Source organism: Rhodococcus ruber (assembly GCF_016804345.1).
Taxonomy (GTDB): domain Bacteria; phylum Actinomycetota; class Actinomycetes; order Mycobacteriales; family Mycobacteriaceae; genus Rhodococcus; species Rhodococcus ruber.
The window spans coordinates 5,399,424-5,412,935 of the sequence record NZ_CP044211.1; the positions used below are offsets into that span (position 1 = coordinate 5,399,424).

A 13,512-nucleotide genomic window follows, 5' to 3' on the forward strand; every position below is an offset into this window, starting at 1 on the left:
GAGCGTGTCTTGACCGTGCCGGCGCAGTCCGACCCCACCCGCGGTGCCCTCTTCGACCCCGTGTTCGGCGCCGCCGACCTCGCGCCGCTGCTGTCCGACCGCGCGTGGATCACCGCCCTGCTCGAGGTGGAGGTGGCGATCACCCGCGCCGCCGAGAAGCACGGTCGGGCGACCCCCGCCGAGGTCGTCGCCGTCGCCGCCGCGGCCGACGACCTCGGCCGCGACCTGGACCCGGCCGAACTGGGCCGGCTCTCGGCGGCCGGGGGCAATCCGGTGATCCCGCTGGTGAAGATCCTGCGGGCGCGCGCGGACGCCCCCGCCGCCGCGGTGCACGTCGGGGCCACCAGCCAGGACGTCCTCGACTCCGCGCTGATGCTGCTCGCCCGCGAGGCCGGCCGGCGCGTCGTCGCCGAGCTGCGCGACGCCGCCGACGCCGCGGCGCACCTGGCCCGCCGGCACCGTGACACCCCGACGGTCGCCCGCACCCTCGGCCAGCAGGCGCTGCCCACCACGTTCGGCGCCCTCGCCGCGACGTGGCTCGTCGCACTCGACGACGCCACCTCCGAACTGGACCGCGCCCTCGGCGATCTGCCGGCCCAATACGGCGGAGCAGCAGGAACTCTCGCGGCCGTGCACCCCGACGGACTCGCGTTCGCGGACACCCTCGCCGACCTGCTCGGCCTCGCCCGGCCCCTCGTGCCGTGGCACACCGCCCGCACCCCGGTCACCCGGCTCGCGACGGCGCTCGGCGTCGCCGCCGGTGCTGTCGCCAAACCCGCCACCGACGTCGTGCTCATGGCCGCCACCGAAGTCGGCGAGGTGAGCGAGGACGCGCCCGGCGGTTCGTCGGCGATGCCGCACAAGCGCAACCCGGTCGCCGCGATCACCGCCCGTGCCGCCGCCCGCCGGGTACCCGGCCTGGTCGCGACCGTGCTCGCATCGACCGACCACGAATTCGCCCGCGCCGCGGGCTCGTGGCACGCCGAATGGGAGCCGCTCACCGACCTGTTGCGCCTGACCGGCGGTGCGGCACATCAGCTTTCGACCAGCCTCGGCGGACTGCACGTCCACCCGGACGCACTCGCCCGCAACCTCGACCGCACGGGCGGCGCGATCCTCGCCGAGAAGGTCACCGCCGCCCTGGCCCAGCACACCGACGAGGCCCGCGACATCGTCACCGCCGCCGCGCAGACCGGCACCCCCCTCGACCGCGACCCGGCGATCACCGGACACCTCGGTGCCGACCGGGTCCGCGCCCTGCTGGACCCCACCCGCTACCTCGGCCACGCCGGCGATCTCGTCGACCGTGCCCTCGCCCACCACGACCGGCTCCTCGGAGGACAAGCATGACAGTCACGCTCGACTACGAACAGTACGGCGACCCCGCGGCCCCGCCGGTCGTGCTGCTCGGCTCCCTCGGCTCCGACCGGTCGATGTGGACGCCGCAGATCACCGCGCTGTCCCCGATCGCGAACGTCGTCGCCGTCGACCACCGCGGGCACGGCAAGTCACCCGTCGTCGACGGGCCCTACACGGTGGCCGATCTCGGTGGCGACGTCGTCGCGCTCCTCGATTCCCTCGGCCTCGACTCGGTGCACTTCGTGGGCCTGTCGCTCGGCGGTGCCGTCGGCCAGTGGCTCGCCGCGCACCGTCCCGAGCGCATCCGCACCCTGACGCTGCTGTGCACGTCCGCCGCGTTCGCCCCGGCCCAGCCGTGGCTCGACCGCGCCGCGACCGTCCGCGCCGACGGGCTGGCATCGATCGCCGAGTCGATCGTCGGCCGCTGGTTCACCCCCGAACTCGCCGAACGCGACCCCGAACTCGTCGCACGGCACGTGCAGATGGTCTCCGGCACGAGCGACGAGGGATACGCCGCCTGCTGCGAGGCGCTCGCGACGTGGGACGGGCGCCCCGACCTGGCCCGCATCGTCGCGCCCACCCTCGTCGTCGCCGGCGAGCAGGATCCGGCCACCCCGCCGGCCACCATGCAGCTCATCGCCGACGGCATCGCCGGCGCCGACTTCCACGTCGTCGGCCCGGGCGCGCACCTGGCCAACGTCGAGCAGGCCGGCCGGATCACCGCCCTCATCCGCGAGCACATCACCCGTGCGACGCCCGCCGGTGCGCAGCGCACCGCCGCGTTCGAGCAGGGCATGCGGGTGCGGCGCACGGTCCTCGGCGACGCCCACGTCGACCGGGCCGTGGCGTCGGCCACCGAGTTCACCCGGCCGTTCCAGGATTTCATCACCCGCACCGCGTGGGGCGATGTGTGGTCGCGGCCGGGCCTGGACCACCACATCCGCCGGCTGCTGACCCTGGCGATCCTCACCGCCGTCGGCAACGAACACGAACTCGACATGCACATCCGGGCCGCGCTGCGCGCCGGAGCCGACCCCGACGAGCTCGTGGAAGTATTCCTGCACACCGCGATCTACGCGGGAGTGCCGAACAGCAACCGGGCCTTCGCGCTCGGCCGGCAGGCACTCGCAGACGGCGAGGGGAGCACCACATGACGATGACCCACGGCGAACCGATCGCGGCGTCGCCGGACTACGTGCAGTCCCTCGCCCGCGGACTGTCCGTCATCAAGGCATTCGACGCCGAGCATCCGCGCCGCACCCTGAGCGAGGTCGCCAAGGCCACCGACCTGACCCGGGCCACCGCGCGACGGTTCCTGCTCACCCTGGTCGAGCTCGGATACGTACGTACGGACGGCTCCCAGTTCTGGCTGACGCCGCGCGTGCTCGAACTCGGCTACAGCTACCTGTCGAGTCTGACGCTGCCGGACGTCGCCCGCCCGCACCTCGAGGCGCTCGCCCAGAAGGTGCACGAGTCGACGTCGGTGTCCGTGCTCGACGGCGGCGACGTCGTGTACGTCGCGCGGGTGCCGGTCAGCCGCATCATGACCGTCTCCATCACCATCGGCACCCGCTTCCCGGCGCACGCCACGTCGATGGGCCGGGTGCTGCTGGCCGGCCTGTCCCCCGCCGACCTCGACGCCTACCTCGCCACCGCGACGCTCGAGCCCCTCACGTCGCGGACCCTCGTCACTCCCGCCGACCTGCGCGCCGAGCTCGACCGGATCCGGCGGGACGGCTACTGCATCGTCGACCAGGAGCTCGAGGAGGGCCTGCGGTCGCTGGCCGCACCCATCCGCGACGCCTCGGGTGCCGTCGTCGCGGCCGTGAACATCTCCACCCAGGCCGCCCGCTACAGCCTCGACGCCGTCCACAGCGACCTCGTGCCCGCTGTGGTCGACACCGCGGCGGCGATCTCGTCCGACCTCGCCCGGACCCAGAACCACTGACCCCGATTCCCCGACAAGGAAGTGCCATGCGCGACGTCGTGATCTGCGAACCCCTCCGTACCCCCGTCGGTCGCTTCGGCGGCGTCCTGAAGGACGTCGCTCCGGAAGACTTGGCCGCCACCGTGATCCGCGAGCTCGTCGCCCGCACCGGCCTCGCCGGCACGGACGTCGACGACGTGATCCTCGGTCAGGCCTCGCCCAACGGCGAAGCTCCCGCGCTGGGCCGCGTCGCCGCATTGAACGCCGGTCTGGGCGTCGAGGTTCCGGGACTGCAGGTCGACCGGCGCTGCGGCTCCGGGCTGCAGGCGATCCTGCAGGCCGTCATGCAGGTCCAGTCCGGCGGCAGCGACCTGATCCTCGCCGGTGGCGCCGAGTCGATGAGCCAGGCCGAGTTCTACGCCACCGGCATGCGGTGGGGCGTCAAGGGCGAGGCCGTGGCCCTGTCCGACCGGCTGGCCCGCGCGCGGGTCACCGCCGGCGGCCGCGACTTCCCGGTGCCCGGCGGCATGATCGAGACGGCGGAGAACCTGCGCGCCGAGTTCTCCCTCAGCCGGGCGGACCAGGACGCCCTGGCGGTGCAGTCGCACCAGCGGGCCGTCGCCGCGCAGAAGAACGGCGTCTTCGCGCAGGAGATCGTTCCCGTGGCGGTGCCGCAGCGCAAAGGTGAACCGCTCGTCGTCGACACCGACGAGCACCCCCGCGCCGACACCAGCATCGAATCGCTCGCCACGCTGCGCCCGATCCGGGCCAGGATCGACCCGGAGTCGACCGTCACCGCCGGCAACGCCAGCGGCCAGAACGACGGTGCGGCCGTCGCGATCGTCACCACCGCCGAGAAGGCGGCCCAGCTGGGACTGCGCCCGCTGGCCCGGCTCGCGAGCTGGGCGGTGGCGGGAGTGCCGCCGCGCACCATGGGCATCGGCCCGGTGCCGGCCACCGAGAAGGCCCTCGGCCGGCTCGGCCTGACCCTGGCCGACATGGACGTGATCGAGCTCAACGAGGCGTTCGCCGCGCAGACCCTCGCCGTGACCCGCAGCTGGGGCCTCGAGCCCGACGACACCCGCCTGAACCCCAACGGCTCCGGCATCTCCCTCGGCCATCCGGTCGGCGCGACCGGCGGCCGCATCCTCGCGACCCTGCTGCGCGAACTGGACCGTCGCGGGGGGCGCTACGGCCTCGAGACGATGTGCATCGGCGGCGGCCAGGGCCTGGCCGCGGTGTTCGAGAAGGCGGCGTAGCCGCCGGTGTGTCCTTTGGGCTGCCAGGGCAGCCCAAAGGACACACCGGCCGCGTCAGCGGCGGGCGGGCACGACGGCGGGTTCCGTCTTCGAGAGCGCGTTCGGCGCGGTGATCCGGCCGAGCACCGCGATGAGGACCAGGGCGGCCAGGACCGGGACGCAGGCGACGAGGACGATGGTGCCGGTGGGGACGCCGAGGCCGATCAGTGCGCCGCCCAGGACGGGCCCGACCACGGAGCCGAGCCGGCCCATCGACGCCGACCAGCCCACCGCCGTCGTCGCGGTGGCCTGCGGATACATCGAGACCGACAGTGCGGTCTGGCCGATCATGCCCGCCTGGACGCCGAGCCCCACTCCACCGAAGACGATCAGCAGCAGCACCTTGTCGGCGCCGAGGAACGCGGACACGACGAGGAAGACGATCGCCAGCGACGTCGTGACCACGAGCACCGACGACATCCGGAACCGCAGCGCGCCGATCATCAGGACCGCCGCGCCGACGATGCTGCCGATACCGAGCGCCGCCGACCCCAGCGGCGCGAGGCTCGCCGAGAACCCGTAGCTCGTCAGCAGCGTCGGCAGCCACGACGAGAAGACGTAGTACACGGTGAACATCAGGAACGAGAAGCCCCACAGCAGCAGCGTGCGGCTGCGCAGACCGGGGTCGAACAGGCGCGCGACGGAGGCCTGCCGCACCGCCGACGTCGTGGCCTCCGGTGCGGGCCCACCGGCGGCGGCGCGGCCGTCGGGCAGTCCGATCCACAGCAGCGGCAGCAGGACGGCGGATGCGGCGGCGCCGGCGAGGAACACCGACTCCCAGCCGAACGCGGCGATCAGGCGCGTGCCGACCAGGCCGGCGAGCAGCGCACCGAGCGAGATGCCCATCGTGACGAACACCGCGATGGACTGCCGCAGCCGGGGCGGATTGAGCACCGTCGCATGCGACACGGCGGCGGGCAGCACCGCGCCGAGACCGAGTCCGGTCAGCACCCGCAGGGCCGTCAGTTCGGTGATCGTCGACGCGAACGCGGTCAGCAGCGAACCGACGGTGAACACCACCACGGCCGCCAGCACGACGCGGCGGGCACCGAACCGGGCGACGAGCCGGCCGCAGGCGAGGTAGCCGAGCGCGACGCCGGCGCTGGTCAGCGACAGCGCGGGAGTGAAGTGGGACGGGGCGACGCCCCAGTCCCTCGCGAGTGCCGGGACCGACAGGCCCAGGGCGATCGTGTCGTAGCCGTCGAGGACGACGGCGACGAAGGTCAGGACGAGGACCAGCCAGTTGGGCGAGTCCTCATCGGTTCGGGTGAGGGACGGTGTGCTGTCGGTTCCGCGCATGATGGCGTCCTCGGGTCGGTCGATGCCCTGCCACGGGCGTCGAAACGGAAGATTACGCGTCCGCCGTCGCGGTCGCTGAGATGATGCCCTGTGCCTCGACCTCGACGCCGAGGCCGGCCTCGACCAGGGCCGACACCTCGACCAGGGTCGAGCACGGGAAGTCGCCGTGGAACACCTCCGCCCGGGCCCGCCCGACGGCGGCCTTGTCCGCGATGTCCGTGACGTAGATGCGCAGGGCGAGGATGTCGTCGACCTGCGCCCCGCAGGCTTCGACCAGGACGCGGGTGCGCCGGAACGCCTCCCGCGCCTGCCGGTAGACGTCGCCGCCGCCGACGGGACCGTCGGGGGTGCCGGCGTGCATACCGGAGACGAAGAAGTGCCGGCCGAAGACGCGGGCGTTGCTGAACATGCCCGGCCGCGGGGGTTCCGGGACGGACGGGTGGCCGACGCGGCTCATCGGACCACCCGTGCGTCGGATTCGCGGGTCAACCGCTCGCGTACCGGCACGAAGTCGTAGGTCGGGTAGCACTCGGTGCGGAACACGCCCCACGCGCGACGCTCGAGTTCGACGTTGACGGCGGCCAGCCGCTCGGCGGGCAGCCGCAGGGTCACGATCTGGCCGATCCCCATCGCGACGACCCACGAGACGACCTCGCACCCCTCGGGCGGGAACCCGTGCCACCAGTCCGCGTCGTCGAGCCGGCCCTGCAACTGTTCGAGGTTCCGGCTCTGGTCGTGCCGCAGGACGACGGTGAGCATCAGGGTCCCGCCGCTCATGCCGGCACACCCGCGAGCACGGCCGCCTGCTGCTTCGCGTCGGCCCGGTAGATCCGGCGGATCCGGGAGACACCGAGGTCGTGCTGGTAGAGGTGTTCCTCGACGTCGGCGTCCGCGGCCAGCGCCTCGAGGACGGCGCGGTCCTGTTCGAGGACCTCCCAGTGCCGTTCCTCGAGCCGGGTCCGGTACAGGAAGCGCCACGCCTCCCGTTCCCAGCCCGACACCCGCCGGGTGCGCCAGTGGAAGATGGCGGAGTGGTCCCGGTCGATCGGGGTGCACATCCCGACGATGCCGAAGACCCCGCCGGGACCGGCGTTGGGGGCGTACGGGATCTCGAGGTCCACGTAGTCCATCGATCCGCGCACGAATTCCACCCAGTCGAAGTTCACGCCGCGCTGGTCGGTCTTCTCGAAGAAGAACCCGCGGCCGGTCTCGCGGATCCGGAACCGCGCCGACGTGTCGCCGCCGAACATCGAGTGCGAATTGCGGTGCAGGAACGCCCCGTGCATCGGATCGAGCACGTTGTCCATGTAGAACCGCCACGGCCCGGCCCACTCCGCGTAGTTCGGGAACCACGACACCTCGTCGTCCGCGAGCCGGTCCGGCAGCACGAACGGGGTGGGCACGGAGTCGTGGGTCAGGGGCACGAACGCGAAGATCGTGTCGGCGGCTTCGACCACCGACAGCGACGCGGTCGCGCGTTTGCCCTCGAGCGCGCATCCGGGCATGCCGGGCACGGAGACGACGGTGCCGGTGCCGTCGACCTGCACGCCGTGGTACAGGCAGGCGACGCGGTCACCGAGGTGCTGGCCGACGGACAGCGGCGCGCTGCGGTGCGGGCACCGGTCCTCGAGCATGTGGACTGCGCCCCGCGCGTCGCGGAACAGCAGCCAGTCCACGCCGAGGCGGGTGACCTTGATCATGGCGCCCGGTTCGACCATGCGCGACGGGAGGATCGGGTACCAGCGGTCGCGCAGGCCGGTCGCGGCGATCTCGTCGGCGTCCATCGGCCGGCGGGTGCCGACGGCGAATCGGGGTCCGGTCGGGCGCGAGCCCCCGGTGGTGGTGTGTGTGGTCTCGAAGGTGGTCATGTCATCTCCCCAGTCGTCGCATCTCGGCGCGGAAGGTGTCCTCGGTCCAGGGCCGGCCGTCGGGGCCGTGCAGCCCCAGGCCGTTGAGTCCCTCGACGACACCGGGCAGGTCGTGGGTGCCGGTCCCGAAGATCTCCATCAGGGAACCGGCGAGCTTGTCCTCGTAGGGGGTCAGCGGATCGGGATGGGTCTGTCGGGGTTCCAGGTACGGTTCGGCGGATCGTGCCGTCGCGGTGCGGTTCACGCGAGAACTCCTTCGATGTGGGGGGTGGGGGCGGCGAGCCCCGAGCGGTAGCGGGCGGCGAGTCCCTCGGCGATGGCGGCGAAGGCGCTCGCCCATTCGGCGAACGACTCGGGCCGCGTGAGGTGGACGGGCGCCGGACATCCGTCGACGACGACGAAGACTCCGTTGTCGATCTCGCCGGCGAGGCGCTGCGGTACGGACAGATCGGTGTCGTCGCCGAGCGCGGAGGCCACCACCAGGGTGGGGACGGTGATCCGGCCGAGGACGCCGGCGACGGTGTCGACGTCGAGCACGGGATCGGCGAGGATCAGGCTGCGCAGCAGGGATTCGTGACGGCCCGCCGCGCGCAGGGCGGGTTCGGCATCGGCACCCGCGGCGCACAGGTGCACCGCGCGGCCGTCGCGCAACGCCGTCTCGGCCTGCCCGCCGGCCCACCAGAGCGCCTCGGCCGGCGAGTTCATCGCGCACCTCCCGTCGGCACGTGCACCGGTGGGACGAACGGTCCGGGCGGGGGGTCGAGGGCGGTCACGTCGACCTCGACGAGGGCGGGCCGGCGCGCCGCGACCGCCTCGGCCAATGCGGCCTCGAAGACGCCGGGCCGGTGCACGAGGGTGTACGGCATGCCCATCGACGCGGCGAGCAGATCGAACCGCGGCGTGTGCAGGTCCACCCCGGACCGACAGAAACCGTTGGCCTCCTGCATGTTCCGGAGAACGCCGTAGCCGCCGTCGTTGAACACCAGCACGACGCACCACGCGTCGGTGCCGGCGAGCGAGGCGAGCTCGCCGAGGTGCACGGCCAGACCGCCGTCCCCGGCCATCACGACCGTCGGCACGTCCCGGCGGGCCTGGGCCGCACCGAGTCCCATGGCCAGGCCCTGCCCGATGCCGCCGCCGAGCGGGAAGATGTTGGTCTCCCGCTCGTAGAACGGCAGCAGGCGGTTGCCCCACTGGCTGGACGGGATCGTCACGTCGCGGGCGACCACGGACCGGCGGGGCAGCACGCGGCGCATGCCCTCGCAGATCTCGGCGTAGCCGCCGATGTACTCGGTGAGTGCGGCCCGGCTGCGCTCGCGCACCGTTCGGACCCGGGCCGCCCAGTCGTCGCGCCGGCCGGCGCCGTCGAGCGCGTCGAGGATGCCGCGCAGTGCCGTGCGGGCGTCGGCGACGATGCCGACCGTGGCCGGATACACCCGGCCGATCGCGGCGGGATCGACGTCGATCTGCACCTGGGTCGCCGGCAGTGCGAGGTGGTAGCTCTTGGTCTCGTTGGACCGGAAGTGGGTTCCGACGGCGAGCAGGACGTCGGCGTCGGCGAGGAGCCCGGCGACCTCGGGGGAGGCCGCGAAGTTCCCGACGACGAGGTCGTCGTCCTCGGACACGATGCCCCGTCCGGAGTTGCTGGTGAGAATCCCGGCCCCGAGCCGGTGCGCGAGGGCACGCAGTTCGTCGCCGGCGCCGGCGGCACCCCCACCGAGCCACAGCAGCGGCCGCTCGGCGGAGGCGAGCACCGCGGCGGCGCGGTCCAGCGCAGCAGCGTTGGGGGCCGGTGGCCGTGCGATCCGGGTATCGGCCGCCCGCTGCTCGTCCGGCGACGCCAGATACTGCAGGTCGGTGGGCCATTCGACACTCGCCGGCCCCTGCGGTGCCGACAGGACGCGGCCGATCGCGGCCTCGAGTTCCGCCTCGGCGTCCTTGGCGTCGGTGATCGTCGCCGCGTAGGCGGACACGGCATCGAGCATCTGCCGTTGCCGGGGGAATTCGTGGATCACGCCGCGGCTCGACGAGGCCGGTTCGGGCGTGAGGAATTCGCTTTCGATCTGGCCGGTCACGTGCAGGACGCGGCTGCCGGCGGTGAGCGCCTCTATCATCGATCCGGCGGCGTTGCCGGCGCCGGTTCCGGTGCTCGTCAGTGCCACGCCGATGCGGCCCGAGGCGCGGGCGTACCCGTCCGCGGCGTTGACCGCCGCGGCCTCGTGCCGCACCTCGACGAAGTTCAGGTCGCGGGCGACGGCCTCGACGAGGGGCAGGTTGTGGATGCTGACGACGCCGAACGCGGTGTCGATGCCGTGCCGGCGCATGACCGACACGAGGACGTCGCCGCCGGTGGTGCGCCGGGCCGGCTCGGTCGAGGGGGTGTCCATGGTTCCTCCGTTGCAGATGACCGCTGGGGGTCAGACGTAGCGTCCGACTCCGCCGCCGACGTCGACGGTCGCGCCGGTCACGTAGCTGTTGCGGGGTGAGAGCAGGGTGGTGACGGGGAAGGCGACCTCGTCCGCAGTTCCGAAGCGGCCCAGTCCGATTCCGCGGTCGGCGGCGATCTCGGCGCTCCACTCGTCGAAGTCGCGGCCGGCGCCGGATTCGGCGTGCCGGCGCTGCCACTGGCCGGTGTCGACGAGGCCGAGCAGCACCGAGTTGACGCGGATGCCGTCGGGGGCGAGTTCCCCGGAGAGGGACTGCGCCAGGTTGAGCAGTCCGGCACGGGCGGCCGAGGTGACGGCGAGCCGCAGTTCGGGTTGCCGCGCGAGGATCGCGTTGACGACCACCACGGAGGCCGCATCGGACTTCGCGAGCGCCGGCCGGGCCGCGCGGATCAGATGCAGCGCGCCGAAGATCTTGAGCTCGAACTCGTCCCGGATCTGCTCGTCGGTGGTGTCGGTGAGTGTCGACATCAGTGAACGCCCGGCGTTGCACACCACTCCGTCGATGCCGCCGAACCGGTCGACGACCGCATCGGCGAAGGCCTGCACGGAGTTCCGGTCGGTGACATCGCACGCGGCGGTCAGGACGTCGGCCGGGTCGGCCGCCAGGGTGGCGGCGGCGCGGCGCAGGCGTGCGAGGTCGCGGGCGCAGAGTGCGACGCGGGCGCCTTCGGCGGCGAGCATCCGGGCGGTGGCGAGGCCGACCCCGGAACTCGCGCCGGTGACGATCACCGTGCGTCCGGTGAGGTGCAGGTCCATGGGTTCTCCGTGGGTTCGGGTGCTCGCCGGGCGAGCAGGTCAGTTCAGGACGAATCCGCCGTCGACGACGACGGTCTGGCCGGTGACGAAGGCGGCGTCCTCCGACAGGAGGAACCGGACGACCCCGGCGACGTCCTCGGGGGTCTGGTCGCGCGGGAGGGCGCGGCCCTGCGCGTAGGTGGCGTAGCGGGCGGCGGGAACGGACTCGGTGGCCTCGACCCGGACGAGCCCGGGGGCGACGGCGTTGACCCGCACCCCGTGGGGGCCGGCGTCCCGGGCCATCGAACGGGTCATCGCGACGACTGCGCCCTTGGAGGCGACGTAGTGGACGAGCCGCGGTGATCCGTAGAACGCCACGTCGGATGCCATGTTCACGATCGCGCCGCCGGCGGCGGCGAGCAGCGGCCACAGGTGTTTGGTCACGAGCCAGGTGCCGCGCACGTTGACCGAGGTGATCCGGTCGAACTCGGGTTCGGGCAGTTCCCAGAAGGCGTCCCCGCCGACACCGTCGGCGACGGCGGCGTTGTTGACCAGGCCCACCAGCGGCCCCTCCTCGGCGACGCGCGCCGCCAGAGCGCGCACGGACGCGGCGTCCGCGATGTCCGTGACCACCGCGATCGCCTCGCCGCCGCGGTCGCGCAGGGCGGTGGCGGCGGCTTCGGCGTTCGCCGCGTTGCGCTCGGCGATCACCACGCGCCGTCCCTCGGCGCACAGCCGTTCGGCGATGCAGTAGCCGAGTCCGCGCCCGGCACCGGTCACCACGACGGTTCCGCTCATCACGCCACCTCTTCCCAGAATCGGACGAGTTCGCCGGCGACCACGCGGGGCTGCTCCTGGATCGCGGCGTGACCCGCACCGGTGACGACGGTGAGCCGCGCCCCGGGAATGGCGTCCGCCAGGAGTTGCGATTCGACGACGCCGGTGACGCGGTCGTGCTCGCCGACCACCACGAGGGTGGGGACGGCCAACGTGTGCAGGATCGGCCCGTGGTCGGTCGACGCCATGCATTCGGCGGCGGCCGCGTACCCGGCGGGGCGGACGGCCGCCATGTCGGCGGCGACGCGAGCCCGCACGTGCTCGGCCGCGTCCGGTGCGGTCAGTTTCGGTGCGCGTTCGGCCGCGAAGCGCTCGGGGCCGGCGGCGCGCAGCGCCGGGACACGGTCGCGCATGGCGGCGGCGCGGGCGGGCGACGTGCCCGAGCCCCGGGTGCTGTCGGCGAGGACGAGCGTGCGGACCCGGCCGGGCCGGCGGCGCGCGACCTCGAGCGCGACGACACCACCCCAGGACGTTCCGACGAGGTGAACGGGCCGGTCCGGGTCGATGTCGTCGAGGACGGTCAGGACGTCCCTCGCGTGGTCGTGGTGGACGTCGGCCGGGTCGGCGGAGCGACCGTACCCCGCGGCATCGAGCCGGTAGGTCGCATGTCCGCGGGCCGCGAGTTCCGCCGCGAGCGGTGCACAGGAGTTCGCGTTCCCGCCGATGCCGTGCAACAGCAGCACCGGATCTCCCGTCCCGAGACGCTCGACGTGCAGGTGCGCGGGGGTCACGACAGCGCCCCGGCCGCGACGGCGGCCCCGTAGAAGTAGCCGGCGTCGCGGGCCTCGACACGGTCGCGGTGCCCCGGGTCGGGGCTGCCCGCCATGGCGGAACGCACGGTCGTGGTGGGCGGTCCGGCCGTCCCCCACTGGTCGGACAGTTCCGGGGTGCGCTTCCAGGTGCGGCACAGCCAGGCGTCCTCGTCGATCTGGGCGACCTCGGAGGTGTACTCGCACACCAGGCCTGCAGGGTCGGTGAAGTAGGAGAAGGTGTTGTCGCCGGGACCGTGCCGGCCCGGGCCCCACTGCGGCGCGATGCCGTGGGCCTTCAGGCTGCCGATGCCGCGCATGAAGTGATCGAGGCTCTGCATCTCGTACGCCACGTGGTTGAGTGAGGGCCACGGCGCCCGGTTGAGCGCGATGACGTGGTGGTCGGAGTTGCAGCGGAGGAAGGACATCTGCCGCTCCGACCAGTCGGAGACCCGCATGCCGAGCACCTGGGTGTAGAAGGCGGTGGTGCGTTCGATGTCGGTCGTGTTGAGCACGACGTGGGCGATCTTGCGGGGAACGGCGCGGCGTCCCGCCGGTTCCTGCTCGGTGACGGCGTGGGTATCGGCCGACAGCTCGAGGCAGCGTCCCTCCGGATCGACCAGTTGCAGCCCGTAGCCGCCGCCGGCGTCGTCGAGGGGGCCCGGTGTGCGCAGCATCGGGATGCCGAGCCGGTCGAGGGCCAGTGCGGCGTCGTCGATCTCACGCGGGGTGGCGACGGCGAGGCTGATGCGCCCGAGGGCGTTGGTCTCCCCCCGTTCGACCGTCAGCACGTGGTGCTCGGGGCCGGTGGCGCGCAACCAGAATCGATCCCCGTCGGCCTCGACGGTCGTCAGCCCCCAGGCCTCGTGGTAGAAGTCCCGCGAGGCGGCCGGATCCGGCACCGACAGGGTGACCGAGCGCAGGGCGCGCAGCCGGCAGACGGGCGAGTCGCTGTAGCGCGGAAGTTGGTGGTGATACATGCGTTCCGGTTCC

Annotated in this window: 15 protein-coding genes; 4 read left to right on the forward strand and 11 right to left on the reverse strand. The window is 73.0% G+C overall.

The annotated features are described in order from the left end of the window. The first annotated feature begins 9 nt into the window (after positions 1–9). The 4 genes from F1734_RS24775 to F1734_RS24790 are packed head-to-tail and all read left to right on the forward strand — an operon-like array spanning position 10 to position 4,545. Positions 10–1,350, forward strand: coding sequence for a lyase family protein (locus F1734_RS24775; RefSeq protein WP_203011188.1), 1,341 nt, complete (start codon positions 10–12; stop codon positions 1,348–1,350). After that, positions 1,347–2,513, forward strand: coding sequence for a bifunctional 3-oxoadipate enol-lactonase/4-carboxymuconolactone decarboxylase PcaDC (gene pcaDC / locus F1734_RS24780; protein WP_203011189.1), 1,167 nt, complete (start codon positions 1,347–1,349; stop codon positions 2,511–2,513). Before F1734_RS24775 ends, pcaDC begins: the two co-directional genes overlap by 4 nt. Positions 2,514–2,515: 2 nt before the next feature. Next, positions 2,516–3,307 carry an IclR family transcriptional regulator gene (locus F1734_RS24785; protein ID WP_371851024.1) on the forward strand — a complete coding sequence of 264 codons (792 nt, stop codon included), beginning with the start codon at positions 2,516–2,518 and terminating at the stop codon, positions 3,305–3,307. 26 nt (positions 3,308–3,333) lie between these two features. Beyond that, positions 3,334–4,545 carry an acetyl-CoA C-acetyltransferase gene (locus tag F1734_RS24790; RefSeq protein ID WP_191902676.1) on the forward strand — a complete coding sequence of 404 codons (1,212 nt, stop codon included), beginning with the start codon at positions 3,334–3,336 and terminating at the stop codon, positions 4,543–4,545. Positions 4,546–4,599: 54 nt separating this feature from the next. Here F1734_RS24790 and F1734_RS24795 read toward each other — a convergent pair whose 3' ends face one another. From F1734_RS24795 to F1734_RS24845, 11 genes are read right to left on the reverse strand one after another with little or no spacing between them, the layout of a single operon-like run. Next, a complete protein-coding gene (locus F1734_RS24795) occupies positions 4,600–5,883 on the reverse strand; it encodes an MFS transporter (protein ID WP_010595736.1) in 1,284 nt (427 codons plus the stop codon). A 52-nt stretch (positions 5,884–5,935) separates the two neighbouring features. Next, positions 5,936–6,340 (reverse strand): RidA family protein, encoded by a 405-nt coding sequence (locus F1734_RS24800; RefSeq protein ID WP_048771485.1) that lies wholly within the window; start codon positions 6,338–6,340, stop codon positions 5,936–5,938. Further along, a complete protein-coding gene (locus tag F1734_RS24805) occupies positions 6,337–6,660 on the reverse strand; it encodes a hypothetical protein (RefSeq protein WP_017679754.1) in 324 nt (107 codons plus the stop codon). Before F1734_RS24805 ends, F1734_RS24800 begins: the two co-directional genes overlap by 4 nt. Continuing rightward, positions 6,657–7,751 carry a Rieske 2Fe-2S domain-containing protein gene (locus F1734_RS24810; RefSeq protein ID WP_010595740.1) on the reverse strand — a complete coding sequence of 365 codons (1,095 nt, stop codon included), beginning with the start codon at positions 7,749–7,751 and terminating at the stop codon, positions 6,657–6,659. The genes F1734_RS24805 and F1734_RS24810 overlap by 4 nt, the downstream gene beginning before the upstream one ends. Position 7,752: 1 nt before the next feature. Continuing rightward, on the reverse strand, positions 7,753–7,995 hold the full coding sequence (locus F1734_RS24815; protein WP_003934497.1) for a recombinase-like helix-turn-helix domain-containing protein: 243 nt from the start codon (positions 7,993–7,995) through the stop codon (positions 7,753–7,755). Further along, positions 7,992–8,456, reverse strand: a complete 465-nt coding sequence (locus F1734_RS24820) for an alpha/beta fold hydrolase (RefSeq protein ID WP_010595741.1) — start codon at positions 8,454–8,456, stop codon at positions 7,992–7,994. The genes F1734_RS24815 and F1734_RS24820 overlap by 4 nt, the downstream gene beginning before the upstream one ends. Beyond that, positions 8,453–10,138 (reverse strand): thiamine pyrophosphate-binding protein, encoded by a 1,686-nt coding sequence (locus F1734_RS24825; RefSeq protein WP_203011190.1) that lies wholly within the window; start codon positions 10,136–10,138, stop codon positions 8,453–8,455. The genes F1734_RS24820 and F1734_RS24825 overlap by 4 nt, the downstream gene beginning before the upstream one ends. 30 nt (positions 10,139–10,168) lie before the next feature. Then, positions 10,169–10,954 carry an SDR family oxidoreductase gene (locus tag F1734_RS24830; protein WP_048771479.1) on the reverse strand — a complete coding sequence of 262 codons (786 nt, stop codon included), beginning with the start codon at positions 10,952–10,954 and terminating at the stop codon, positions 10,169–10,171. 39 nt (positions 10,955–10,993) lie between these two features. Beyond that, positions 10,994–11,731, reverse strand: a complete 738-nt coding sequence (locus tag F1734_RS24835; protein WP_119700127.1) for an SDR family oxidoreductase — start codon at positions 11,729–11,731, stop codon at positions 10,994–10,996. Next, entirely contained in the window at positions 11,731–12,501 is a 771-nt protein-coding gene (locus F1734_RS24840) for an alpha/beta fold hydrolase (RefSeq protein WP_119700128.1), read from the reverse strand. The genes F1734_RS24835 and F1734_RS24840 overlap by 1 nt, the downstream gene beginning before the upstream one ends. Continuing rightward, positions 12,498–13,499 (reverse strand): VOC family protein, encoded by a 1,002-nt coding sequence (locus F1734_RS24845; protein WP_010595747.1) that lies wholly within the window; start codon positions 13,497–13,499, stop codon positions 12,498–12,500. The genes F1734_RS24840 and F1734_RS24845 overlap by 4 nt, the downstream gene beginning before the upstream one ends. Between the last annotated feature and the right edge of the window lie 13 nt (positions 13,500–13,512).